General features: G+C 26.8%; 31 protein-coding genes. 15 read left to right on the forward strand and 16 right to left on the reverse strand.

Annotated elements, in window-relative coordinates:
- Positions 1 to 9: 9 nt before the first annotated feature.
- Entirely contained in the window at positions 10 to 267 is a 258-nt protein-coding gene (locus KO488_RS12345) for a hypothetical protein (protein ID WP_216059119.1), read from the reverse strand.
- Positions 264 to 779, reverse strand: a complete 516-nt coding sequence (locus KO488_RS12350) for a hypothetical protein (RefSeq protein ID WP_216059120.1) — start codon at positions 777 to 779, stop codon at positions 264 to 266. Before KO488_RS12350 ends, KO488_RS12345 begins: the two co-directional genes overlap by 4 nt.
- A 167-nt stretch (positions 780 to 946) precedes the next feature.
- On the opposite strand from KO488_RS12350, the gene aat reads away from it, so the two are divergent.
- From aat to KO488_RS12365, 3 genes are all read left to right on the forward strand, one after another.
- The gene (aat, locus tag KO488_RS12355) at positions 947 to 1,615 is read left to right on the forward strand and encodes a leucyl/phenylalanyl-tRNA--protein transferase (protein ID WP_228319167.1); all 669 of its coding nucleotides are present in this window, start codon (positions 947 to 949) and stop codon (positions 1,613 to 1,615) included.
- Between the two features lie 16 nt (positions 1,616 to 1,631).
- Positions 1,632 to 1,856 carry a VF530 family DNA-binding protein gene (locus tag KO488_RS12360; RefSeq protein ID WP_216059121.1) on the forward strand — a complete coding sequence of 75 codons (225 nt, stop codon included), beginning with the start codon at positions 1,632 to 1,634 and terminating at the stop codon, positions 1,854 to 1,856.
- 62 nt (positions 1,857 to 1,918) lie between these two features.
- Entirely contained in the window at positions 1,919 to 2,665 is a 747-nt protein-coding gene (locus KO488_RS12365) for a ferredoxin-thioredoxin reductase catalytic domain-containing protein (RefSeq protein WP_216059122.1), read from the forward strand.
- 29 nt (positions 2,666 to 2,694) lie between these two features.
- On the opposite strand, the gene KO488_RS12370 is transcribed toward KO488_RS12365, so the two are convergent.
- Genes KO488_RS12370 through panB form a run of 3 tightly spaced genes read right to left on the reverse strand, consistent with a single transcriptional unit; the run spans position 2,695 to position 5,582 of the window.
- Positions 2,695 to 3,744 (reverse strand): AI-2E family transporter, encoded by a 1,050-nt coding sequence (locus tag KO488_RS12370; RefSeq protein WP_216059123.1) that lies wholly within the window; start codon positions 3,742 to 3,744, stop codon positions 2,695 to 2,697.
- Positions 3,741 to 4,769 carry a Holliday junction branch migration DNA helicase RuvB gene (gene ruvB / locus KO488_RS12375; protein ID WP_216059124.1) on the reverse strand — a complete coding sequence of 343 codons (1,029 nt, stop codon included), beginning with the start codon at positions 4,767 to 4,769 and terminating at the stop codon, positions 3,741 to 3,743. The genes KO488_RS12370 and ruvB overlap by 4 nt, the downstream gene beginning before the upstream one ends.
- A 3-nt stretch (positions 4,770 to 4,772) precedes the next feature.
- The gene (panB, locus tag KO488_RS12380; protein ID WP_216059125.1) at positions 4,773 to 5,582 is read right to left on the reverse strand and encodes a 3-methyl-2-oxobutanoate hydroxymethyltransferase; all 810 of its coding nucleotides are present in this window, start codon (positions 5,580 to 5,582) and stop codon (positions 4,773 to 4,775) included.
- 150 nt (positions 5,583 to 5,732) lie between these two features.
- Here panB and trpA point away from each other — a divergent pair, with 150 nt between their 5' ends.
- Genes trpA through KO488_RS12400 form a run of 4 tightly spaced genes read left to right on the forward strand, consistent with a single transcriptional unit; the run spans position 5,733 to position 7,824 of the window.
- Positions 5,733 to 6,488, forward strand: a complete 756-nt coding sequence (gene trpA / locus KO488_RS12385) for a tryptophan synthase subunit alpha (RefSeq protein WP_216059126.1) — start codon at positions 5,733 to 5,735, stop codon at positions 6,486 to 6,488.
- A 2-nt stretch (positions 6,489 to 6,490) separates the two neighbouring features.
- Entirely contained in the window at positions 6,491 to 7,228 is a 738-nt protein-coding gene (locus KO488_RS12390) for an arginyltransferase (RefSeq protein ID WP_216059127.1), read from the forward strand.
- Positions 7,218 to 7,442 carry a hypothetical protein gene (locus KO488_RS12395; RefSeq protein WP_216059128.1) on the forward strand — a complete coding sequence of 75 codons (225 nt, stop codon included), beginning with the start codon at positions 7,218 to 7,220 and terminating at the stop codon, positions 7,440 to 7,442. Before KO488_RS12390 ends, KO488_RS12395 begins: the two co-directional genes overlap by 11 nt.
- Positions 7,435 to 7,824, forward strand: coding sequence for a hypothetical protein (locus KO488_RS12400; RefSeq protein WP_216059129.1), 390 nt, complete (start codon positions 7,435 to 7,437; stop codon positions 7,822 to 7,824). Before KO488_RS12395 ends, KO488_RS12400 begins: the two co-directional genes overlap by 8 nt.
- A 21-nt stretch (positions 7,825 to 7,845) precedes the next feature.
- On the opposite strand, the gene feoB is transcribed toward KO488_RS12400, so the two are convergent.
- Together feoB and KO488_RS12410 are read right to left on the reverse strand one after the other, a co-directional pair.
- On the reverse strand, positions 7,846 to 9,951 hold the full coding sequence (feoB, locus tag KO488_RS12405; protein WP_216059130.1) for a ferrous iron transport protein B: 2,106 nt from the start codon (positions 9,949 to 9,951) through the stop codon (positions 7,846 to 7,848).
- A complete protein-coding gene (locus tag KO488_RS12410; protein ID WP_216059131.1) occupies positions 9,941 to 10,174 on the reverse strand; it encodes a FeoA family protein in 234 nt (77 codons plus the stop codon). Before KO488_RS12410 ends, feoB begins: the two co-directional genes overlap by 11 nt.
- A 202-nt stretch (positions 10,175 to 10,376) precedes the next feature.
- Here KO488_RS12410 and KO488_RS12415 point away from each other — a divergent pair, with 202 nt between their 5' ends.
- A complete protein-coding gene (locus tag KO488_RS12415; protein WP_216059132.1) occupies positions 10,377 to 10,814 on the forward strand; it encodes a Fur family transcriptional regulator in 438 nt (145 codons plus the stop codon).
- Positions 10,815 to 10,855: 41 nt separating this feature from the next.
- Here the strand turns inward: KO488_RS12415 and KO488_RS12420 are convergent, their stop codons facing one another.
- From KO488_RS12420 to KO488_RS12440, 5 genes are all read right to left on the reverse strand, one after another.
- Complete coding sequence (locus tag KO488_RS12420; RefSeq protein WP_216059133.1) at positions 10,856 to 11,353, reverse strand: flavodoxin; 498 nt, start codon at positions 11,351 to 11,353, stop codon at positions 10,856 to 10,858.
- 10 nt (positions 11,354 to 11,363) lie between these two features.
- Positions 11,364 to 12,125 (reverse strand): hypothetical protein, encoded by a 762-nt coding sequence (locus tag KO488_RS12425; RefSeq protein ID WP_216059134.1) that lies wholly within the window; start codon positions 12,123 to 12,125, stop codon positions 11,364 to 11,366.
- Between the two features lie 2 nt (positions 12,126 to 12,127).
- Positions 12,128 to 12,454 (reverse strand): DUF2325 domain-containing protein, encoded by a 327-nt coding sequence (locus KO488_RS12430; protein WP_216059135.1) that lies wholly within the window; start codon positions 12,452 to 12,454, stop codon positions 12,128 to 12,130.
- A gap of 246 nt (positions 12,455 to 12,700) precedes the next feature.
- Positions 12,701 to 13,015: a hypothetical protein gene (locus KO488_RS12435; protein WP_216059136.1), complete on the reverse strand. Its 315-nt coding sequence runs from the start codon at positions 13,013 to 13,015 to the stop codon at positions 12,701 to 12,703.
- Positions 13,016 to 13,078: 63 nt separating this feature from the next.
- Positions 13,079 to 13,510: an NUDIX hydrolase gene (locus tag KO488_RS12440; RefSeq protein WP_323134188.1), complete on the reverse strand. Its 432-nt coding sequence runs from the start codon at positions 13,508 to 13,510 to the stop codon at positions 13,079 to 13,081.
- Between the two features lie 170 nt (positions 13,511 to 13,680).
- Here KO488_RS12440 and KO488_RS12445 point away from each other — a divergent pair, with 170 nt between their 5' ends.
- The 7 genes from KO488_RS12445 to KO488_RS12475 all read left to right on the forward strand — a co-directional run bounded on the left by KO488_RS12445 (position 13,681) and on the right by KO488_RS12475 (position 19,437).
- On the forward strand, positions 13,681 to 14,268 hold the full coding sequence (locus tag KO488_RS12445) for a ParA family protein (protein ID WP_216059137.1): 588 nt from the start codon (positions 13,681 to 13,683) through the stop codon (positions 14,266 to 14,268).
- Positions 14,269 to 14,289: 21 nt separating this feature from the next.
- Positions 14,290 to 14,550: a hypothetical protein gene (locus KO488_RS12450; RefSeq protein ID WP_216059138.1), complete on the forward strand. Its 261-nt coding sequence runs from the start codon at positions 14,290 to 14,292 to the stop codon at positions 14,548 to 14,550.
- An 11-nt stretch (positions 14,551 to 14,561) separates the two neighbouring features.
- Positions 14,562 to 14,756, forward strand: coding sequence for a CPXCG motif-containing cysteine-rich protein (locus KO488_RS12455; RefSeq protein WP_216059139.1), 195 nt, complete (start codon positions 14,562 to 14,564; stop codon positions 14,754 to 14,756).
- An 87-nt stretch (positions 14,757 to 14,843) separates the two neighbouring features.
- A complete protein-coding gene (gene hemH, locus KO488_RS12460; protein WP_216059140.1) occupies positions 14,844 to 15,776 on the forward strand; it encodes a ferrochelatase in 933 nt (310 codons plus the stop codon).
- Between the two features lie 73 nt (positions 15,777 to 15,849).
- A complete protein-coding gene (locus KO488_RS12465) occupies positions 15,850 to 16,884 on the forward strand; it encodes a hypothetical protein (protein ID WP_216059141.1) in 1,035 nt (344 codons plus the stop codon).
- Between the two features lie 112 nt (positions 16,885 to 16,996).
- Positions 16,997 to 18,595: a cation:proton antiporter gene (locus KO488_RS12470; RefSeq protein ID WP_216059142.1), complete on the forward strand. Its 1,599-nt coding sequence runs from the start codon at positions 16,997 to 16,999 to the stop codon at positions 18,593 to 18,595.
- A gap of 8 nt (positions 18,596 to 18,603) precedes the next feature.
- A complete protein-coding gene (locus tag KO488_RS12475) occupies positions 18,604 to 19,437 on the forward strand; it encodes a universal stress protein (RefSeq protein WP_216059143.1) in 834 nt (277 codons plus the stop codon).
- Positions 19,438 to 19,481: 44 nt separating this feature from the next.
- On the opposite strand, the gene KO488_RS12480 is transcribed toward KO488_RS12475, so the two are convergent.
- The 4 genes from KO488_RS12480 to KO488_RS12495 form a co-directional block, all read right to left on the reverse strand.
- On the reverse strand, positions 19,482 to 20,225 hold the full coding sequence (locus tag KO488_RS12480; RefSeq protein WP_216059144.1) for a DsbA family oxidoreductase: 744 nt from the start codon (positions 20,223 to 20,225) through the stop codon (positions 19,482 to 19,484).
- A 117-nt stretch (positions 20,226 to 20,342) separates the two neighbouring features.
- Positions 20,343 to 21,206, reverse strand: coding sequence for a hypothetical protein (locus KO488_RS12485; protein WP_216059145.1), 864 nt, complete (start codon positions 21,204 to 21,206; stop codon positions 20,343 to 20,345).
- Positions 21,207 to 21,301: 95 nt separating this feature from the next.
- Positions 21,302 to 22,267: a multidrug resistance efflux transporter family protein gene (locus tag KO488_RS12490; RefSeq protein WP_216059146.1), complete on the reverse strand. Its 966-nt coding sequence runs from the start codon at positions 22,265 to 22,267 to the stop codon at positions 21,302 to 21,304.
- Positions 22,268 to 22,333: 66 nt separating this feature from the next.
- Positions 22,334 to 22,591, reverse strand: a 258-nt coding sequence (locus KO488_RS12495; protein ID WP_216057343.1) for an aldehyde dehydrogenase family protein, incomplete at its 5' end; no start/stop codon positions are given.

Raw genomic sequence — 22,591 nt, forward strand, 5'->3', positions numbered from 1 at the left:
GTAAGAAATTTATTTTAATGGTGCTTTTTCTTTATAAATTTTAATAGGCATTTTCTCTTTTGCTTTTATTATTGCATCTGCTTCTTCTTGTGCTTTTTTATTCTCTGCTGCTAATTTTTCTTTTAATTCTTCAATAAGCTCTTTTCTTTCATTAGTTGATGGGGCCTGATTTACTTTTTCGAGTAGATTACTTACTTCTTTATTTTGTGCAAATAAAATACTTTTAAAAAATAGTAAAGAAATAATTATTAAATTTGCTCTTTTCATTTTTTATTCTCTTTTTCTTTTATCTGTTTTTCAAGAGTTTTAATTTCCTTTTTAACAATTTCAAGAGGAGGTGTTTTAAACTTTTTTAAATTACATTTATTTTTTTTTGCTAAGTTATATTGTTTATCATATGACTTTATTGCATTATTTATATTTTCTGAAAAAATACTTTTAGAGTTACTTTCAATTAAAAAAAGTTGTGCTTTTGCTCCTATAATATCTTCTTGAATAAAATAACCTTTTTTAAATTCATCTTGAATATATTTAGAGGCATGTGACATAATACTTGTATGTTTATGGCAAAATTTATATATAGGAATTTTTTTCTTTTTAATCTTAGGTGGTTTTATTTTAACAGGTTCTTTTACAACTTTTTCAACAACTACAGGTTCCTTAATTTCTTGTTTTACTTCTACTTGTGGAATTGGAGTTTTATTAGTGTTTGTTAAAGTACATCCTGAAAAAATCAATATAAAAACTGTGATAAAATATGTATATTTTTGAATAAACATTTTGTCCTTTCTTTTTTGAATATAATAATTATTTTGAATATAATTATATAGGAAAAGTCATTAAAAACTAAATTAAATTTGAGTTCATTATTTTTAGTTAAAACAACCTGTTTTTCAATATATTATTAACTTTTAGGTATAATATTTTTAAAAAATAAGGCTTATATTTGGATGTCTATCCTTTAGATAAAAACTCATATATTTTTCCTGATCCAATTTATGCTGAAGATGAAGGCTTATTAGCTTATGGTGGAGATTTAAATCCATCAAGAATTATGACTGCATATTTAAATGGAATCTTCCCTTGGTATAACGAAAGTGATCCAATTTTGTGGTGGAGCCCAAATCCTAGATGTATATTAGGTTTTGAAGATTTTAAAGTATCTAAAAGTCTTCGTAAAGTTATAGATAAAAATATATTTGAAATTAAGTTTGATACTAATTTTACGCAAGTTATGAAAGAGTGTAAAAATATTAATAGACAGAATCAAGAAGGTACTTGGATACAAGATGAGTTGATTGAAGCTTATACTAAAATACATAAGATGGGATTTGCCCATTCTTTTGAAGCTTATTACAATAATGAGTTAGTTGGTGGTGGTTATGGAATTAACGTTGGAAATATTTTTTGTGGGGAATCAATGTTTGCAAAAAAAACTGATGCTTCAAAAGTTGCTCTTTATTTTTTGATTCAAAGATTAAAAGAAAAAGGGTTTTCTTTTATTGATTGTCAAATCCCAACACCTCACTTATTGTCACTTGGTGCTAAAACAATGGAGAGAAAAGAGTTTCTCTTAAGTGTTAAAAAATCATCTGAGAACTTAAAAGAATTTTAAAATATAAAGGAAAAAAATGGCAGGTAATAATGAAAATAATCCCTTACATGGAATAAAACTAGAAATGATTCTAAATGAATTAGTAGATGAATTTGGGTGGGAAGAATTAGATAAAAGGATAAAGTTAAATTGTTTTTATAATAATCCATCTATTAAATCTTCTTTGAAGTTTTTAAGAAGAACTCCTTGGGCTAGAACTAAAGTAGAAAACTTATATATTGCAACTTTTAAAAAATCATAATATATCAAAACTAATGAAAATTATACTAAGATACGTTTTCAAAAATTTATAGGATATTTAAAATGATAAAAAAAATAGATACAAATAGTGAAGAGTTTCAAACTGAATTTGAATTAACAAAGCAATTTACAGATAAAGTTGTTAAAAATTTTAGCTTTGCATATAATCCAAATGATGAAGTAAATGAATCAATTCAAATGGGACTTACTAGAAATAAGATGATATATGGAAAAAGGTTTTGTCCATGTTTTATGGTTATTGGTGAGACTAAAGAAGAACAAAAAGCAGCAGATAATAGATTATGTCCCTGTAAACCTGCTCTTGAAAAAGAAATACCAGAAAATGGAAACTGTCACTGTGGTATTTTCTGTACTCAAGAGTTTGCTTCTAAATCTGCTAAAGAAGAAGATTTACATGATGCGATTGCAACTCATTCAAGAGGTATTTCAAAAGAAGAGTGTGAAGATTTACTTTTAAAACAAGAATTGAATTCTCAAGAACTAGAATCTTTATTAGAAGCTAGAGATTTAGGGTTTGTTAAATTTAATCTTATTGATACACGAGAGTGGATGGAGTGGGTTGGTACAAGAATTAAAGGTACAGATTATTTAATTCCTACAACATCTTTTTATCAAGCACTTGAAAGAGTTGATGACCAAAAAGACACTCCTGTAATTGTATATTGTTTAAGTGGTAGTAGATCTGCTTATTGTCAAAGAATTATGCTTGATTTAGGGTATAAGTCAGTTGCAAATTTAGATTATGGAATTTCTACTTATCAAGGTGAAAGAGAAAGTGGAGAAGAGTAAAAGAGTATAATTTAGTAGATAATGTATCCTTATTCGGATACATTATCTTTATAATCTTCTGTATAAGTTTTTAATAAATGCATAATTGATATGAAGAATGTCACCATTGCAGGTCCTATAATCATTCCCCAAAAACCAAATGTTGAAAGTCCAGCTACAATCGAAAAGAATATTAATATTTCATTTACTTTAGTAGGTGTTTTTACAACTTTTTGATTTATATATTTTATAATTACAGGTTTAGCAAAAGTATCTGCAAAAACTGAAATCATAATTATCGAGTATGCAGCAATTACAATAGCATTTGTAATTGAACCTGTCATTGCTTCATAAATTACTACAGGTAACCACATAATAATTCCTCCAATAACTGGAATTAGTGATGCAAAGCCATATAAAACTCCAAGTAATAATCCATCATATCTATAAAATGTTAAGAAGAATCCAAATAAAAAGCCTTGGAATATTGCTGTAATTAAAATAGAGTATAAAACTACTGTCATAACATTAGATGATTCATAAAAAAGTGTAATAGAATCATCTTTTTTTATTGGTAATAATCCTTTTACAAATGTTGATAAACCAGTTGCATAAAGTGTAAAGAAAAAGAAAAATATCAAAATCATAACCATATCAATCATAAAGTTAGCAGAATTCCTACCTAGGTAAGCTCCAATAGATAGTATCTTTTGAACAACTTCTCTTACGTCAATTTTTGCTAAAATTTGATTTAACTGTTGTTTTAAAAATAAAAAATCATCAGATATATTTTCAACCCAAAATTTAATATTTTCAAAAACACTAAATAGAGCTTGTTTATCTACATGGTTAAAAAAGTTAGCAAAGGCAAAAATACAATACATTACAGGAATAAAAAATATTCCAGCAAGTGTTATTGTCATAATTACTGAAGACATAGCTCTACTTTTTAATCTATTTTCTATATAAAGTGTTAAAGAGTTTGTTGCAACTGCTAAAAGTAGGGCAACGAACATTGCTTTTAAAAATGGACTAAATAACTCCACCATAAAAAATATAGTTACTGCTGCTATAAAGATTAAAAAGTAAACGGGTTTCAAAACAAACTACTTTCTTCGTCTAATTTTTCGCTTGCTGGATATGAGAGTCTAAACATTTCATATGTTTTAATTGAAGCAACTCTTCCTCTAGCTGTTCTTTCAATAAACCCATTTGCAAGTAAATAAGGCTCAATTGCATCTTCGATTGTTCCCTCATCTTCACTTAAAGCTGCAGCCATAGTTGAAAGTCCCATAGGTTTCCCTTTATTTGAAACTAATAGCTCAAGAAGATTTATATCCATTTCATCAAAACCACTTTCATTAACTCCTAATTCATCTAAGGCAAATTTACATCTAGATAAATTTATACTATCTTCATTTGCAACTTCAGCAAAATCTCTTACACGTCTAAGTAATCTCAAGGCAACTCGAGGAGTCCCTCTACTTCTTCTTGAAATTTCATTTGCTGCATTATCCTCACAATATTTATTTAATTTTTCAGATGCTATTTGAATGATTTTTGCTAACTCTTCATGATTATAAAATTGCATTCTAAAGTGCATTCCAAATCTTTCTCTTAGAGGATTAGAAAGCATTCCTGCTCTTGTTGTTGCACCTATTAATGTGAATCTTGGTAAGTCTATTTTTACAGTTTGAGCAGCAGGTCCTGAACCAATTATTATATCTAATCGATAATCTTCCATAGCAGGATAAAGTATCTCTTCAACAGCAGGTGAGAGTCTATGTATTTCATCAATAAATAAGATATCACCTTCTTCTAAGTTTGTTAAAATTGCTGCTAAATCTCCTGATTTCTCAATCATAGGCCCCGCTGTAATTTTAATATTTGTATTCATTTCATTAGAAATTAAATATGAAATTGTAGTTTTACCAAGTCCTGGAGGCCCGTAAAAAAGTATATGATCTAAAGCTTCATTTCTTTTTTTACTAGCTTCAATAAAAACTTTTAAATTTCTTTTTATCTTTTCTTGACCAATATAGTCATCCCAAGAGGATGGTCTTAAACTTACTTCAGTATTATCTTCTTCAAAAGATACGGATTCAACTTCTACAATTCTTTCCATATCCTAGTATTCTTCTTCTTTTGAAGGGAATGAAGCATCTTGTACGTCACTTCTGTATTGATTCACAGAATCTTTAACTAATTGGGCACCATTTAAATAGTGTCTTACAAATTTTGGTTTAAAATCTTCAAAAAAACCTAACATATCTGACCAAACTAATACTTGACCATCTGTAACATTACCTGCACCAATTCCAATTATTGGTATATTTACAGCTTGTGTTATTTTTAAAGCAGCATCACTCATAACACCTTCTACAACAATTGCAAAAGCACCTGCTTTTTCAACAGCAATTGCATCTTGGATTAATTGTTCTGTATCTTCTACTGTTTTACCTCTAACTTTATATCCACCTTCACTTCGTACATATTGTGGCATAAGACCAATATGTCCCATAACTGCAATTGAATTTGAAGTTAGATGTTTTATAATATTAGCTCTATCTGCTCCACCTTCAATTTTAACAGCAGCAGCTGGTGTTTCTTGGTAAACTTTTACTGCGTTTTGTAAGGCTTGATTTTCATTTATATATGTACCAAATGGCATATCTAAAATTACAAAAGCTTTTGGTGCACCTTTGCATACTGCATTTGTATGATAAATCATTTGATCAAGTGTTGCTGAAAGTGTGTCAGGCATACCAGCAAAGCTCATATTTAAACTATCACCTACTAAAATCATATCTGCAATTTCATCAAAAAGTTTGGCAAAAAGTGCATCATATGCAGTTATCATTGTAAGCTTTTTATTATTTTTAGAATTTTTTATTTTAGTAACATTCATTTTTTCAAAATCATTTTTTATAATACTCATTTTATATTCGTCCCATTATTTAACTTAAGAGATATTTTATCACAAAAATCTTTTTTATAAATAAATAAGAGGATTATGAACTTTTATAAAGTCAAATTAAACATGAGTTTAGATAATATATAAACTATTAATTAATTAGGATATATTTTAATGAGTAAAAATATTGATAAGAAACTTGTAGGTTATATAACAGCTTGCTACCCAAATAACAATTTTACAGTAGATTTAAGCTTAAGCATGAAAGAAGTTGGAGTTGATACTTTGGAACTTGGAATTCCTTTTTCAGATCCTGTTGCAGATGGTCCTGTAATTGAAAAAGCTAATTTGATTGCTTTAAATAATGGTTTTAAATTGAAGGACCTTTTTGATGTTTCTTCAAAAATAGCACCTCACATGGATACTTTATGGATGGGATATATGAATCCTTTTTATAAATATGGTGTTGAAAACTTTTTGCAAAAAGCCCAAGAATTAGGAGTTAGTGGAACAATTATTCCCGATCTTCCTTTTGAAATGGCAGAAAATGTTTTACCTTTATATGAAAAATATAATAAAGCGAATATTTCATTTGTTGCACCCACTGATAGCCAAGAGCGAATAAAAGAAATTATTAGTGATAGTAAAAAGTTTATTTACATGGTTGCATATGCAGGAATAACTGGTAGTGGTCAAAGTGAAAATTTATCTAAAATTATTGAAAATGTAAGAAAATATACGAAAACTCCTTTATATATTGGTTTTGGTGTGGATGAAAATACTTGTAAAGAAAAAGCAAAAGGTGTTGATGGCGTAATTGTTGGAAGTGCTTTTGTTAAACATATAATAGATGACTCTTTATCTAATAATGAAAAAATTAGTAAAATAACAGCACTAGCTAAAGAAATTAAAGAAAAAATAAACGAATAATTATGCATATTTTAAACAAAGATATTGAATTTTTAGAAGAGCAAAGGGATTGTTCTTATTTCGAAGAAAAAATATCTGATATTAGATACAAATATATGTTTTCATGTCCACCTAGTTCTTATCAAGAGATGTTAGAAAGAGGTTGGAGACGTTTTGGAAAAATGCATTTTGTTCCAGAATGTAGAGCTTGTACAAAGTGTGTTTCAATGAGAATTGACGTTGCAAATTACAAGTTTTCAAAATCTGAAAATAGAGTTATAAATAAAAATAGAGATACTAAACTTTATATTAGACCTCCCTCAATGACAATGGAGCATTTAGAGTTATATGATAAATATCATGAGTTTATGAATAAGAAAAAGGATTGGCCTTATTCACCAATTGAAGCAAATGAATACTCAAAATCTTATGTTGAAGCTAAAGAAGATTATGCCAAAGAGTTTTTGTATATGAGGGATAATCAATTAATTGGTGTTGCTTTGGTAGATATTTTACCTAATGCAATGTCTTCAATTTATTGCTATTATGATCATGATTATGCAGATTTATCTATAGGAAAGTTTTCAATTTTAGCACAGATTAAAATAGCAAAAGAAATGAATATTCCTTATATATACTTAGGATATTGGATAAAAGATCATTTTTCTATGGGTTATAAAGAAGCATATACTCCTTTTGAAGTTTTAGTAAATAGACCAGATTTAGATGAAGAAACTATATGGGAAAAATATGAATTATAATATTATAGTAATTGTAAGTATTATTATTTGTGCTATACTTTCTTTGTTATTAAGTTATTATGGAGTATTACTAATTTTAGATGAAAATAGTGGTCTTTTTAAAATAGCACAATTAATTATAGCAATAGTGTCAATGACGACATTTTATGCTCCAATTAAACATATATTATTAAAATATATGAATATAGATGAAAGTGAGACAATAGATGATTAAATATTTATTCCCTTTTTTATTATTTTTAACAATTGTTAATGCCGAAAATATTAATACTGATAATGATGTATTGGAAGATGAATATCCAATAGAAAATATAGATGACGTAAAAATTGAACCTTCAGTTGATTGTTTAATTTTAGAAGATGAAAATTCTATTATATGTAAGTTCGAAACAAATAGAGTTTTAAAAGATCAAGAAATTGTAATTCAATGGATTGATCCCCAAGGTGATATTTCAAGAAGTAGAAATATGCTAGTACCAGCTGGACATGCTTCAATTTATGATTACAGATATATTAATGGTAGACTAACAGGTTCTTGGACTTTTAAAGTTATTGAGGATGAAAAAGAATATACAACTAACTTTGAGCTAAAATAGATTAATTGTATAAGAATTTTCTTATACAATTAATCTTGTTATATTATATGCAATAAATGAGAATATCCATGCCGTTGCAGTTGTAAATACAAATAAGTAAGCTAAATATTTCCATCCTCCAGCTTCTCTAGCAAATACCATTGATGCAGCTAAACAAGGTAAATATATCATGACAAATACTATAAATGATATAGCTGATGGAAAAGGTATATTATTTTGAATCTTTTCTAATAAGCCTTTAGAATTTTCATCACTATCTTCACCTAATCCATATAAAATACCTAAAGTTGATACAACAATTTCTTTTGCTGCTAACCCTGTTTCTAGTGCTATAGACATTTTCCAATCAAAACCTAATGGTGCAAAAAGTGGTTCAGAAAATTTTCCTATTTTACCTAAGTATGAATTCTCTAAATTATATAATGAAAGTTTTCCTGCTAAATAACTTTGTTCTTCTTCACTAATTGCTTGCTCAATTTTTATAGAATATTCTTCTTCAATTAATGGATATTTTGGATAATTTGAAGCAAACCATATTAAAAGAGATGCTGCTAAGATATAAGTTCCCGCCTTCTTTAAATACATATACGCTTGATTTGAAACTGTATGTCTTATAAGTTTAAAAGATGGCATTCTATACTTTGGCATTTCCATTACAAAAGGTTCATCTTCACTTTTAAATACTACAATTTTTAATACTTTTGCAGCAACTAAACCTAAAATTGCACCAGAAATATATATTAAGAATATTATATTCCCTGCATTTTCAGCAGAAAAAAATGCACCAGTAAATAAAACATAAATAGGTAATCTAGCTCCACAAGACATGAATCCAATGATAAACAATGTAAGTAATCTGTCTTTTTCATTTTTTAGAGTTCGTGCAGCCATATATGCAGGAACTGAACATCCAAAACCTGTAACTAAAGGAATAAATGATTTTCCATGTAATCCGAATTTATGGAAGAAGCCATCTAAAAGAAAAGCAACTCTACTCATATATCCTGTTGTTTCAAGTAAGGCAATACCAAAAAATAAAATTACAATATTAGGAAGAAATAAGATTACAGCACCAACACCTGCAATTGCACCATCAGCAATAATAGATGAGATTTCATTGTCTCCTAGAACTTCTTTTGTTGAGTCAATTAATGAAGCAAAGAATGCATCAATCATCTCCATTGGAATATTTCCAAGTACAAAAGTTAATTGAAATAATCCCCACATTAAAAATAGAAAAATTGGAATACCAAAAAACTTATGAATTAAAAGACCATCAATTTTTTCTGTAAGAGTTTTTTTTGTAGAAATTTTTTGTTTAACAGTTTCAGTAGCAGCACCCTTTGCAAAAGCAAACTTTTCATCATTAAAAATATCTTCTATATTTCTTGTATTATAATGAATATTTAAATGCTCAAAAGCTTGATTTAAAATAGGTTGTAATTGAACCCAAATTGGTTCATCATGGAATATTTTATATGTTTGTTTATCTTCTTTTAAAAGTTTTAAAGCTAATTCTCTATAGGTACAATGAGTTTTAAATCCTGTTTCTTTAAATAGTTTTGAAATATTTTTAATTTCTTCTTCTATTACATCTGAGAAAATAAGTTTTGTCGGAAGTTTTTCATTCTCGAATTTTGTAACTATTGCTTCAATAACTTCAGTAATACCAATATTTTTAGCTGCACTTGTTTTAAAACAAGGTTTCCCAAGAATTTTACTTAATTGTTTTTCATCAATTTGTATTTCTTCTTTTTGCGCTTCATCTATCATATTCAATGCAATAATCATTTTTTTATCTAATGCAAGTAGTTCTGATGTTAAAAACAAGTTTCTTTCTAGGTTTGTTGAATCTAAAACATTTAGAATGATATCATAGGGTGAATTATCCAAAAATTCTTTAGTGACTTTTTCTTCTAGTGTATATTCATTTAAAGAGTAAGCTCCTGGTAAATCAGTAATTTCAATCTTATAATCTTTGTAAGTTAAAAAAACCTCTTCTTTTGCAACTGTAACTCCTGAAAAATTGCCAACTTTTAATCTCGCATTTGAAATTGAATTAATAAGCATTGATTTACCAACATTTGGTTGACCAACTAGTGCTACTTTTATAATTTTATTTTTCATTTACTATCTCTATTTCTATTTTTGCAGCTTCTGAAAATCTTATAGCTACTTTTGTATTTTTGATTCTTATTTCCATAGTGCTTCTTGTAAGAGTAATTTCTTCAACAGTTATAATTGATTCTTTTACCATTCCAAATGAATAAAATCTATTTTTTAACTCATTATCACAATTTACAGCCTTAATAACTGCTTTATCACCGATATTTAACTTATCAAGAGTCATCTTCTACCTTTTTAAAACTAATAATGATTATTATAACTTATTGATACTTATCATATCTTGATTAGTATCAATAATTCTTATAAAAAGTTATAATTATTTATGCTAATAATTAGCTATATATGCTATTGTTTTTTTAAAAGACTTTAGCTATACTACTTTAAATTAGATAATTACATAGGTAATTACAAAAGGTATATTTATAATGATTAATAGTGAAGATGTTATTGATGAGTTAAAAAAAATTGTTAAGCAAAAAGGTCTTAAGTATACAGAACAAAGAGAAATTGTATTAAGTATTTTAATTCATGCAAAAGATCATTTAAGTGCTGAAGAAGTTTATCATGAAGTAAAATTGGAGCATCCTGAATCAAATATTGGAATTGCAACAGTATATAGAGCTTTAAGTTTTCTAGAAGAAGTAGATTTAATTACATCAATTACCTTTGGTAGTGATGGCAAAAAATATGAAAGTAATACAAAATCACATCATGATCATTTAATTTGTACTGAGTGTGGGAAAATTGTAGAGTTTTTAGATGATGAAATCGAAAAAAGACAAGAAAGAATTGCAAAGAAAAATAAGTTTAAAATAACTAATCATTCTATGCAATTATATGGAATTTGTGGAGCTTGCCAATAATATATTAAGAATTTCTTCTTAATATATTTTTATTTTATCCTTTATAAAATTTCATCTTTTATATTTTCAGCCCAATTTTTAATTCTTTCATCTGTTAAATCATCTTGATTATCTTCATCAATTACTAAACCAACAAATTTTCCATCAATTTGAGCTTTTGAATCATCAAAATCATAACCTTCACTTGAAGTAAATCCAATTATTTTAGCACCACTTGTATTTACTTGTTCATAGATAATTCCTAATGCACTACAAAAATCATCAGGATAACCATCTTGATCACCTAAACCAAATAAAGCTACTGTTTTATCATCTAATTTAAGTGTTTTAAATGAATCCCACGCTTCATCCCAATCATCATTTAGCTCACCATCACCCCAAGTAGAACCACCTAAAATTACTTTTTCATAATCATTTATTTTTTCTATATTAGTATCACTTAAATCAAATACTTCTATATCCCCTAGTTCTTTTGAAATTTTACTTGCTATTTCTTCTGAATTTCCTGTACTACTTGCGTAGAATAATGCTGTTGCCATTTTAACTCCTCTATATATTTTTTCTAATTATTGACCTTAAAGAATAAGGTATTGCTTTTATTTGATAATTTTTATATTTCAATTCATCAACGTAAACTGGAATATGTCTTGTAAAGTCATTGTCTTTTGGATATACCAAGTATACTTGATTAAATTCACCTTTGTTTATAACTTTAATTGCATGATTTACTTCATTTTCTATATTTGGATTTTTTCTTTGAATATTTTTCCATGAAGTATATATTTTAAGAGCACAAACATCTTTTTGTTTAATTGATATTGAATCACCTAAATCTTTCACTTCTTTATCTTTATGTAAATTTCTTAATTTTTCAAGTACAAATTCATGAAATAATAAGTTTTTATCTATTAGTAGTTGCATTTTATTGTTAATGTAACAATGCGATATTAACTTTGCAGCTGGTAACAAGTTTTTATTATTTACAATAATTTGCTTCTTAGCTTTTAATGAAGTATAATTATTTATAATTTTTGTTGAATTTATACACAAATTAAAAATTCTATTACGTGGCTGTTTTTTTATATTTGATTTTGGAAGAAGGGCATTTATCTTTGATTCAAATGCAACTTTTAAAGGTAGCTTTGCAAAAGTTTTTTGCTCATATTTTGTGAAATTACAAATAGAATTTGTAACAAAATTACTAAGGTGTAAAAATAACTGTCTTAATTTAAATTCTGAATCAAAAGTATCAAAATCTTTTGTTAATAATTCTTTATCTCCATTAAAACCTACAAAATTATTATAATTCATTTTTATTTTCCTTTACAGTCTGCATAGCATTCACTGCAATCTTTTATACCCATTATTTTTACATACTCTTCATATACACAAGATACTGACCTCTTTGCACATACAAATGGAATATTTCTTTTTTTTGCTTCACTTTTATATTTAAGCATTGTATTATGATTTAAAAAAGAAGTAAGCATCAAAATACAGTCTGTGTCTTGAGGGACTTTTTTCTTAGGTGCAGAAGATTTTTTTCTTGCATCCCAATGATTAATTGTTTTTGCACCAAGACTTTCTAGCATAGTAGAAATGTGTGAAATTTTATCTCCACCTATAATTAAGATACTCATATTAACTCCTATGTTAACAAGTGCAACCGGTCGGTTTTACTAAGTTTTTTTTATTTGATATATTAAATTCATACATTTTAAATTCCTTGTATTGATAATCATTATTGTAATAGTATCAGTAGGAAACTTAAATATATATTAATATTGATAATAAATATCATTAATAAGAAAGAATAGAAAATGTGTTTTATTTTAAGTGTATAGTAAGTTAAAAGAATTTAAGAGAAGAGAATAGGTTCGATAAACCTATTTCTTTTTAGTACTTTGTGGAGAGTATTTAAAAAATACATATAGAACTGCAATCATAACTACTAGTGTAAATACAGACATAAAGCTAAGTTCAACTTCTGAACCCGTACCATCTAATGTTCTTTGGTAATTTTTAGGCATAAATAAAAACATACCAGATAAAAGCATGAAAGATGCAGTTGTAACTGCTATTAAGTGTGCTACGATCCTATGTAATTTTGTAATATAGAAATCTTTTACCATTTTCCAAGTTATAAACGCTGCAAGTAATACTATTACAAGTACCGTCATTTCTTCATATTGTGCTTCCAATATTATTATCCTTATTATAAAGTGCTATATTCTATGTATTATGTACTTAAAGAACACTTATGTTTATTTGTTAAAATCTTTTATAAAATCTCTTAAAATCAGAGAATGATCAAAAACTAGTTTTTCAAAAGGGATATCTTCTAGTTTGTATATGTATACATCTTTTGCATCATCTGCTGCTTTTGGAATTCCATTAGCTTTACATATAAAAACACAAGATACACAATGAAATCTTTTATCTCTTAATGGATTTGAATAAACACCTAAAAGTTTTTCTATTGTGACATCAAGTGTAACTTCTTCTTTCATTTCTCTTATAACTGCATCTTCGACACTTTCACCAATATCTACAAAACCACCTGGAATTGCAATACCTTTTGGTTCATTTAGTCTTTGAATTAATACAATACCTTGAAAAACATCTTTTTCATCATATAACTTTATTATTCCATCACTTGCTAAATATGGAGTCTTTAGTTCAAAATTTGCGATAATTTATCCTTTATTAAAAAAAGTATTTTATCATAATATAAATAATAAACTCTAATTAAATACAAGGTAATTAAATATATATAAGTGTATTTAAATGTAAAAAATTAAATTAAATTTATTATAAGATAAACAATTGTAATATATTGTAAATAAATATACTAAAAGGTATTTAAATGCAAATAATTATATATAATCAAAAAGGTGGTGTAGGTAAATCAATGATTGCAACACAATTAGCACTTAGTTTTGATGCAACTATTGTAGAACTTGATCCATATGGAATGTTAAGTGATACTTTAGGAGATGAGATAGTTTATAAAGTAGGATTAAATGAGACTGTTCCTAATATAAAAGAGGGTGATGTAATTTTTGATTTTGGTGGTTTTGATGATTTAAGACTTGATGATATATCAAAAAATGCAGATTTGATCATTATCCCTTTTAATCCAACAATAAATTCACTTGGAACTACTCTTAAAAGTTACAAAAGAGTTAAAGAACAAAATATTCCAATATTATTTGTTGTAAATGCTGTCTTAAATGAAAAAGATGTAGATGAATCAATAAATTTTATAAAAGAGAATACAAAAGATGAAATTGAGTATTTTGTAATTCCACATACTAGAGCACTTCAAACAGTAGAAAATGAAGGTGTGAGTATCATAGAGTTTGCAAATACAAATGGTTTAAGAAAACACACATATAGAAAAATTAGTGCTACAATGAAAGAATTTGTTAATACTGTAGAAGAATATTTATAGATAATTATAAAAAGGTATATTATGGCAAGAGCAAAATTTGAAAACTTGAAAAATATAGAAAATAGAGAAACTTTTACCCATAAAGATTTACAACAAAAAAAAGCTGGACGTCCAAATGGAAGTAAAGTAAAAAAGGAGCAATCTAATGCTTCTTTAACAATAGCACTAACGCCAAGTCAAAAAGAAGAATTAGAAGAGTATGCAAAAAAAGAGTATAGATCAGTTGGAAGTGTAATAAAAATGCTCTTAATAAAAAATGATATTATAAGAATAAATGAATAAGGATTAAAATTATGGAAGAAATGAATATCCAGTGCCCATATTGTTTACAAGCAATTACTGTTTTAGTAGATACAGGAGTTTATGAATATACAACTTTAGTTGATGATTGTGAAGTTTGTTGTAGACCAATTGAGATATCTTACAGTGTTGAAAATGGTGAAGTCTCTAGTCTTTCTTATAACAGTATTGACGGGAATGAATTTTAAAATATTTATTAATTAACAAAAAATACCTATGAAAAATATATCAATATTGTAAAGTATATAAAATATTTACAAAAGAGGTATAAGAGTTTGAAAAGAGCAGTTGTTTTAATGAATATGGGTGGACCTAATGATGTAAATGAAGTAAAAGTTTTTTTAAGAAATATGTTTAATGATAAGTATATTATAGGAGCTCCCCAGCCAATTAGGGCAATAATTAGTGAATTAATTATCTTTAAGAGGTTAAAAGAATCACAAGAAAATTATAATAAATTAGGTGGTATGTCACCAATTGTAGGGCATACAAAAAGACTAGTACGAAGACTCAACAAAGAATTAGATGCAGATGTATTTTATGAAATGAGATATACTCCTCCTTTTGCTTCAGAAGTAATGAAAAAACTTGTAAAATATGATGAGATATATGCGATTCCAATGTATCCACATTATTCAAGTACAACAACAAAATCATCAATTGAAAATTTTATGAAAATTGCAAAAGAATATAATCTTGATAAAAAAGTAAAAACTATAAATAGTTATTATAAGAATAAGAATTATAACAAAGCAATTGTTGAAAGAATAAAAGAAACAATTAAAGAGGATGAGAAAACAGAGGATTTTGAATTAATTTTTTCAGCTCATGGATTAACAAAAAGAATTATTGATAAAGGGGATTTATACCAAAAACATATTTTAGCAAATGTTGAATATGCTAAAAAAGAGTTAGAAGAGCAAGGAATAAAGTTTAAAAAAATACATGTAGCATATCAATCAAGACTAGGTCCTTTAGAGTGGTTAAGACCATATTTAGAAGATAAACTAGCAGAAATTGAATCTAAAGTAATTATTTATCCTATATCTTTTACAGTTGATAACTCAGAAACTAAATATGAGTTAGATATGGAGTATTTAGAAATTGCAGAAGAATTAGGTCTTGAAGATTATAGAGTTGCAAGAACACCAAATCATCATCCTTTTTTTATTGAAGCAATAAAAGAGATATATGAAAAAATGAAATAAAAGTATTTCTTTATAGTTAAAAAGTGTATAATAAAAGTATTTCTTTAATTATATTTTATATAAAGGTGTTATTTTGATTAAAAAATTTTTTTTATTACCTTTGTTTTTTCTTCAGTTATTTACTGTCTCAAAATCATTTAAATCAAATCCAGTTATAGGCAATAAATTTTTAAATATTATGGGACTTCATGTATTAAGATTAATTATTTCTCATAGTATTATGAATTTTAGAATGATGTGTTTATCTAGGAGAATACCTAAGCATTTAAGAGAACAATATTATCAAAAGGGATATATGCTTATTGAAGATATAGAAAGTGAAGATAACTACAATGAAATTCATAAAGAAACAAAAGAAATTAGATCTGAAATTAGAGAATGCATACAAGGAAATACCTTAACTCAAAGAATACATTTAGATAAATATAATTTATCTCAAACACCTGCAATTAATAATTTAATTAAAAGAAAAGATATCGTAAATTTATTTAAATTTGCTGCTGGTAAAAATCATCTTCCTCTTTCCCATATTCAAGTTATTAAAAGTAATTATATTAAAGGAGAGAGTGATCCTCAAAAAAATCTTCATAGTGATACTTTTCATCCTACGATGAAATATTGGTACTTTTTAGAAAATGTTGGACCAAATATGGCTCCTTTTACATATGTAAAAGGTTCAAATAAGCTTACAATTAAAAGGTTAAAATGGGAATATCAAAAAAGTATTAGTATGGATAAAGAAAAAACTTCTTATTCACAAAGTGGTTCTTTTAGAATTGAAGAAGAGGAGCTAAAATATTTAGGTTTACCTTTACCTGAAGAAATATGTGTTTTAAAAAATACATTAGTAATAGTGAATACTTTTGGCTTTCATAGAAGAGGTGATACTGATAAAAAAAGTATACGTTCTGAGATTTGGGGAATGAGTAGAACTAATCCTTTTAACCCTTTTATTGGATTTGATTTAAAGATTATTGATGCATTGAATAATTGGGGTTTACATAAACTACGTGAAATAAAAGATAAAGAAGCTTTAAAAAAAGGTAGATATTCAAGTTGGCATGTAATTAAGACAAAAAATTTATATGATGAAGAAAATAGAAATTAAATATTATTTACTTCTTATTAGCTCAAAATACTTTGTATTTTTAGCTTATTTAATCCTAATTAAAAAAATTATTTGCTATAGTGTAAGTTACATAAAATAAACAAGGAGAACAATGTTAACTATTATAGTGACTACATTATTTTTTGCTTTAGTTATTAATATATTTTTAAAGAAAATACATTTACCAACAATTATTGGATATATATTCACAGGAACAGTTATTGCCTATTCTTTTGACTTACATGATGCTGTAAATAATCATACTTTAAAAGAAATTGCAGAGTTTGGTGTAGTATTTTTAATGTTTACAATAGGGTTAGAGTTTTCTATTGAACATCTAAAGAAAATGAAAAATGAGGTATTTGTAGCAGGAAGTTTGCAAATATCAGTTACTGCGATTATCGTATTTTTAACAAGTTATTATTTATTAGATATTGAAAAGAATGTTTCATTTATCTTGTCCTTAGCTATTGCTCTATCTTCAACTGCAATTGTTCTTAAAACTTTTAATGAAACAAGTGAAATAAATAAAAGATATGGACAAAGAAGTTTAGGTGTTCTTATCATGCAAGATATTGCAGTTATTCCTATATTATTAATTATAGGTTTTATGTCAACAACATCTAGTTCAAATATTTCAGATGTAATATTTGAGATGTTGTTTCATGCAGTTATCTTATTAGCTTTAATGGTAATTATTGGTAAATATTTATTAGAGCCATTTTTTAAAGCGATTACAAAAACAAATTCTGATGAACTTTTTGTAGGTTCTATTCTATTTTTAGCTATAGGGGCTTCATTGTTAGCTCATAAATTAGGTTTTTCTTACTCCTTAGGTGCATTTATTGCAGGTATGTTGATTGCCGAAACTAGATATAAACATCAAGCAGAAGCGGATCTTGTTCCTTTTAGAGATTTGTTACTAGGAATTTTCTTTGTAACTGTAGGAATGCAATTAAAGTTTGATATTATTACTTCATATATTCATATAATATTAGTATTATTATTTGCTGTAATGTTCTTAAAATTTATTATTATTTATGTAATTATGAGAATAAATGAAAATAAAAGAGTTAGTTTAAAAACAGCACTTTCTTTAGTTCAAATAGGTGAGTTTTCACTAGCTTTATTAGAATTAGCAAGAACTGGAGGTTTAATCCCTTCTCCTCATGGTCAAATTATGATTATTACTATTGTATTATCAATGATAATTACACCAATAATCTTAAAAAATCTTAGTTCAATTGCAGATTATTTTATAGAAAGTATTGAACCAGATGTAGAAGAAGTTAAATCAACTAATCTAAGTAATCATACTGTTATTTTAGGATTAGGGGAGTTTGGACGAAATATTGCAGATGAACTAAGAATAAATTCAGAACCATATCTTGCTATTGAAAACAATGTTGAAAGTTTTTATAGATCTTCAAAGAGTGGATATAACGTAGTATTTGGAAATGTAACAAATAAAGATTTACTAAAAAGTGTGAATTTAAAAGAAGCGAAACATATAATTATAGCTATTGATAATCCTCATAAATTATATCAAGTATGTGATGCAGTTCAACAAATGGTATCAACTGATAAAATTATTGTAAAAGTTCATACGCAGGCGGAAGCTGAGATAATTAAGGATTTTTCAATATCAAATATTTTTGTAGAAAATATTATTACAAGTCAAAATATTAGAAATTTAATTATAAAAGAATAGGAGTTATGATGCAGCAACCTTCAATATTAGTAGCAACAGATTTTTCTGAACATTGTGATCAAGTACTTACAAAAGCATTTGCTTTAGCAAATAGTAAAGGACTTAAATTAAATATAGTTCATGTTGTAGAAGATAGTATTTTTAAATTTGAAGATAAACCAGAAAAAATTAAAGCAAATTGTATTAAATTTTTAATGAAGAATTTTCCTCAAATAGAATTAAATAGATTTTATTTTAAAGTAGGAAGTATAGAGGATGAAATTGCAAAGCTTGCAAATGAAATAAAAGCTTCTATGCTTGTTATTGGAAACAGTGGTGAGAATTTTAGTTTTGAAAAACTAATTATGGGAAGTACTACAAAAAAGATTATTCGTACTTTAGATATTCCTACTTTAGTGATTAAGAACAATAAAATTATTGATTATAAATATATTTTAGTTCCTACAGATTTTACTGATGAGTCAAAAAAATCAATTGAAGATTCCTTTAAATTATTTCCTGAATGCCGAATTAACTTACTTCATGTATACAGTGTACCTTTTGGGAATCGTTTAAATATGTATGGAATTGATGATACAAATGCAAAACAATATGTTTCAAATATTGCAAGCCAAAATTTAGAAGAAGGTTATAATTTCATAGATAGATTTATAGATAATAAAAAGAAGTTAACTTTGACTATAGAGAATGATGTGTTAACATCAGAATATTTTACAGAGGGGAATAGTGATTTACTTGATGGGGTTGATTTAATTTCTCTTCATACTACAGGAAATATTAGCTTTTTTACTTTTGAAATGTTAGAAAGATCAGATAAAGATGTTTTGATAATTAGAAAATAATTTAGCTTTGAAACACTCTTATATTAGATTAAGAGTGTTTCTTTTTATTCTTTTTTAATATCTTTGTTGATTATATCTGTTAATAATTGTTTATATTCAGAAGCTTTATTTGCTCCTACTCTTACTATTGTATTATTAAATATCATAATAGGAATTGCTCTAGCTCCTTGATCTCTCCAATATTTCTCATGATCTTTTACACGTTTAATTGCTTCTTTATCATCTAGTCTTGCCATTGCTTGAGCTACATCTAACCCCACTTTTTTTACTTCTATAGCTAAAATTTCTCGATTACTAATATCTTTTCCTTCACCAAAGTATGCTTCTTGTAATCGTACTTTTAATTCAGTTTGTTTATCAAACTCTTTTGCATAATCAAGTAATATATGAGAATTAAAAGTATTTACTTTTTTCATTTCTTCAAAATAATTGAATTTGAATCCAGATGTTTCACCAAGTTTTGTTACTCTTTCTCTATTTTGAATTAATTCATCTTTACTAAGATTTAATTTCTTCATCAAGTATTTATTTGCATTTTGTCCTTCTCTTGGCATATCTGGATTAAGTTGAAAAGGATGCCATTGAACATGCACATCGTCTTTTATACCTAACTCATCTATAGCTTGGCTCAATCTTTTATATCCAATTGCACACCAAGGACATACCACATCAGAGATGATATCAATTTGTATTTTATCTTTAGTTTCTGCTGCATATGCATTTAGACTTAAGAAACTTAACTGTGCTATCATTGTAATTTTTACAAGGGTCTTAATTATATTTTTCATATTTCTTCACTTTGATTTTAATTTTTTAATCTTCAATTATAGAATATCTGTTCTAAAATATGACTTAATAAAAATAAGGTATAAAGGTTTTGAAATATTTACAATCTAGTTACGCTATTATGCGTAACCAGATAATGAACTTGTATTTGTATTTTGTAAGTATAAGTTGATATTACTATTGTTATTTTGATTGTTTATAGCTTTTAATAATCCATCAAAATCTTTTGTATCAACTGAAGATTCTTGACCGTCTGTACCAGCTTTTAACATATCCATTAGAATACCTAAATTATCAAGTGCATTTTGTTGGTTTTGAGTTAATGACGTAGTTTCATTATTACTATTTCCAAATGCTTCTTGAAGTTCATCAAAAGAAACTATGCCATCTTCATTTGTGTCAAGCGAGTCATATTCATCAGTTTGAGATATTGTATCTCCTCCATTTGGAGGAGAGGGAGGAGTTCCACCTTGTTCTACACCTGCTAATGTTCCTACTTCTCTAGCATCAAAGCCAGCTTCTTCCATAGCAGATGCTAACTCTTCAGATGGTTCAATACCTGCATCTTGAAAAGCAGCTACAATAGCTTGTGCATCACTTTGAGTTAAGTTGTCAGCATCATATTCTGCTAAAACTGATGAAATTGTCTCTTCATTAGATGAAGATGATGTATTATTTTCAGTAGCAGTAGGTGCTTCAAAACCAAAAGAAGAAAGCATAGATTGAAAATCTTCTTTTGAAGGCATTCCTTCACTAAATTCAGACATTGCACTATCAATAGCTGTTGTTAACTCAGATTGATTTATTAAGCCACTTGAATCAGAATCATATGATGCAAAGATATTATCACTAACACCTATTTCTTCAATACTAAGAGAAGAATCCTCATCCGTATCTTTTTTTGATATCATCTGTGTTGAAATAGAACTAGAACTTTGCTGTATAAGGTTTGCCATAATTCCCATGTTTGCTGTATCTATCATAATATTTCCTTTATATATTAAAAGTATACAATTTGAAAGTAAATGTAAAGTAACTGAGATTCGTTAAACTATGTTTATCTTAAAGTTAATAGTTGTTATTTAAACTTCATTAAAAATAGAAGTCCTATTATTGTAATAAATATTCCTATTATTCCTATTATATTAGGAAATGCAGTACCCAAAAATATTATTTCGCCAAAAAGTGCAAAAAACACATCTCCTGATTGGCTTGTATCTACTAATACAAGCTTATTTGGAGTATCACACAAAGAACGTGCATATAAAAATAGTGAACCTGCAATGATTCCAGATAAGAGTGCAATTAATGACACATTAATATATTGTCCCCGACTAGGTATTCCTGCATCATTTAAAAAGTAAAGTATAATCCAAAAAGGAAAACTTCCAAGTGTAAGTAAGAAAATTTTTACAAAATTGTTTTTTATTATGGAAATATCATTATTGTGAATTTTTCTTTTTTCTTTTTCTTCCCAAACCATTTGATTTCCCACTGGAAATGAGAATGCTGCAATTAAGACAGGTAAAAAGCCTCCTAAAAGAAGATCTGTATTACTTAAATCAAAGTGACTAATATTAACTAATGTAACTCCTATAAAAACAATAATAGTTATTGCCCATATTTTTTTGGATAGTTTTTGTCCAAAAAAAGATAAAACAATTAGTGATGCTAATATAGTAAATTGAAAAGTTGTTGCTATCACCCATGCAGGAGAAAAATATGAAGCATAACAAATTAATGAATAGAAAAAACCAAAACCTATGGTTCCTGCAATGCTCCAAAATTTGAAATTTTTAATATATTCTGTAAGAATTTTATTAAAATAATTAAGTCCTTTAAATAAAATAAATCCAATAGTCAAAAAAAACACTGTGAAAATAAAACGAAGTGATGCTGACCAATACCAATGTCCTCCATCAAGTGAAATAGCTCTATTAATTAAAAAAGTTGCAGAAAAAAAAAGTGCAGCAATAAGTCCAATAATAAGTAAATATAAAGGCTTTTTTTCATACTTTTCTATAAAGGTTTTGATTTGATTCAAGTGATATCCTAATAATTTAAAAAAAGGGAAGAAATCTTTTCTTCCCTTTTAGGAATAAATGAAAGTTTATAAAACAGGTGATTTGATTACCATCAGTTTTTCATTTGAACATTCTTCCATAGAATGGTGAATCCCACCTAATCCAAGTCCAGAAGCTTTTGCTCCTCCAAATGGCATCCAGTCAACTCTAAATGCTGTATGATCATTAACCATAACGGCAGTTCCATTAAGTCTTTTTACTGCTTTTAATGCAGTATCAAGATTTTTTGTAAATACCGCTGCTTGGAAAGATACATCTAAAGCATTAGCTCTATCAAATGCTTC

Source organism: Poseidonibacter lekithochrous (assembly GCF_018861145.1).
Lineage (GTDB): Bacteria > Campylobacterota > Campylobacteria > Campylobacterales > Arcobacteraceae > Poseidonibacter > Poseidonibacter lekithochrous_A.

Bases quoted from the DNA above. Each gene is read 5' to 3' on its own strand.
- KO488_RS12345 (WP_216059119.1), bottom strand. From the start codon at position 267: ATGAAAAGAGCAAATTTAATAATTATTTCTTTACTATTTTTTAAAAGT.
- KO488_RS12350 (WP_216059120.1), bottom strand. From the start codon at position 779: ATGTTTATTCAAAAATATACATATTTTATCACAGTTTTTATATTGATT.
- KO488_RS12360 (WP_216059121.1), top strand. From the start codon at position 1,632: ATGGCAGGTAATAATGAAAATAATCCCTTACATGGAATAAAACTAGAA.
- KO488_RS12365 (WP_216059122.1), top strand. From the start codon at position 1,919: ATGATAAAAAAAATAGATACAAATAGTGAAGAGTTTCAAACTGAATTT.
- ruvB (WP_216059124.1), bottom strand. From the start codon at position 4,769: ATGGAAAGAATTGTAGAAGTTGAATCCGTATCTTTTGAAGAAGATAAT.
- panB (WP_216059125.1), bottom strand. From the start codon at position 5,582: ATGAGTATTATAAAAAATGATTTTGAAAAAATGAATGTTACTAAAATA.
- trpA (WP_216059126.1), top strand. From the start codon at position 5,733: ATGAGTAAAAATATTGATAAGAAACTTGTAGGTTATATAACAGCTTGC.
- KO488_RS12390 (WP_216059127.1), top strand. From the start codon at position 6,491: ATGCATATTTTAAACAAAGATATTGAATTTTTAGAAGAGCAAAGGGAT.
- KO488_RS12395 (WP_216059128.1), top strand. From the start codon at position 7,218: ATGAATTATAATATTATAGTAATTGTAAGTATTATTATTTGTGCTATA.
- KO488_RS12400 (WP_216059129.1), top strand. From the start codon at position 7,435: ATGATTAAATATTTATTCCCTTTTTTATTATTTTTAACAATTGTTAAT.
- feoB (WP_216059130.1), bottom strand. From the start codon at position 9,951: ATGAAAAATAAAATTATAAAAGTAGCACTAGTTGGTCAACCAAATGTT.
- KO488_RS12410 (WP_216059131.1), bottom strand. From the start codon at position 10,174: ATGACTCTTGATAAGTTAAATATCGGTGATAAAGCAGTTATTAAGGCT.
- KO488_RS12415 (WP_216059132.1), top strand. From the start codon at position 10,377: ATGATTAATAGTGAAGATGTTATTGATGAGTTAAAAAAAATTGTTAAG.
- KO488_RS12420 (WP_216059133.1), bottom strand. From the start codon at position 11,353: ATGGCAACAGCATTATTCTACGCAAGTAGTACAGGAAATTCAGAAGAA.
- KO488_RS12425 (WP_216059134.1), bottom strand. From the start codon at position 12,125: ATGAATTATAATAATTTTGTAGGTTTTAATGGAGATAAAGAATTATTA.
- KO488_RS12430 (WP_216059135.1), bottom strand. From the start codon at position 12,454: ATGAGTATCTTAATTATAGGTGGAGATAAAATTTCACACATTTCTACT.
- KO488_RS12445 (WP_216059137.1), top strand. From the start codon at position 13,681: ATGCAAATAATTATATATAATCAAAAAGGTGGTGTAGGTAAATCAATG.
- KO488_RS12450 (WP_216059138.1), top strand. From the start codon at position 14,290: ATGGCAAGAGCAAAATTTGAAAACTTGAAAAATATAGAAAATAGAGAA.
- KO488_RS12455 (WP_216059139.1), top strand. From the start codon at position 14,562: ATGGAAGAAATGAATATCCAGTGCCCATATTGTTTACAAGCAATTACT.
- KO488_RS12470 (WP_216059142.1), top strand. From the start codon at position 16,997: ATGTTAACTATTATAGTGACTACATTATTTTTTGCTTTAGTTATTAAT.
- KO488_RS12475 (WP_216059143.1), top strand. From the start codon at position 18,604: ATGCAGCAACCTTCAATATTAGTAGCAACAGATTTTTCTGAACATTGT.
- KO488_RS12480 (WP_216059144.1), bottom strand. From the start codon at position 20,225: ATGAAAAATATAATTAAGACCCTTGTAAAAATTACAATGATAGCACAG.
- KO488_RS12485 (WP_216059145.1), bottom strand. From the start codon at position 21,206: ATGATAGATACAGCAAACATGGGAATTATGGCAAACCTTATACAGCAA.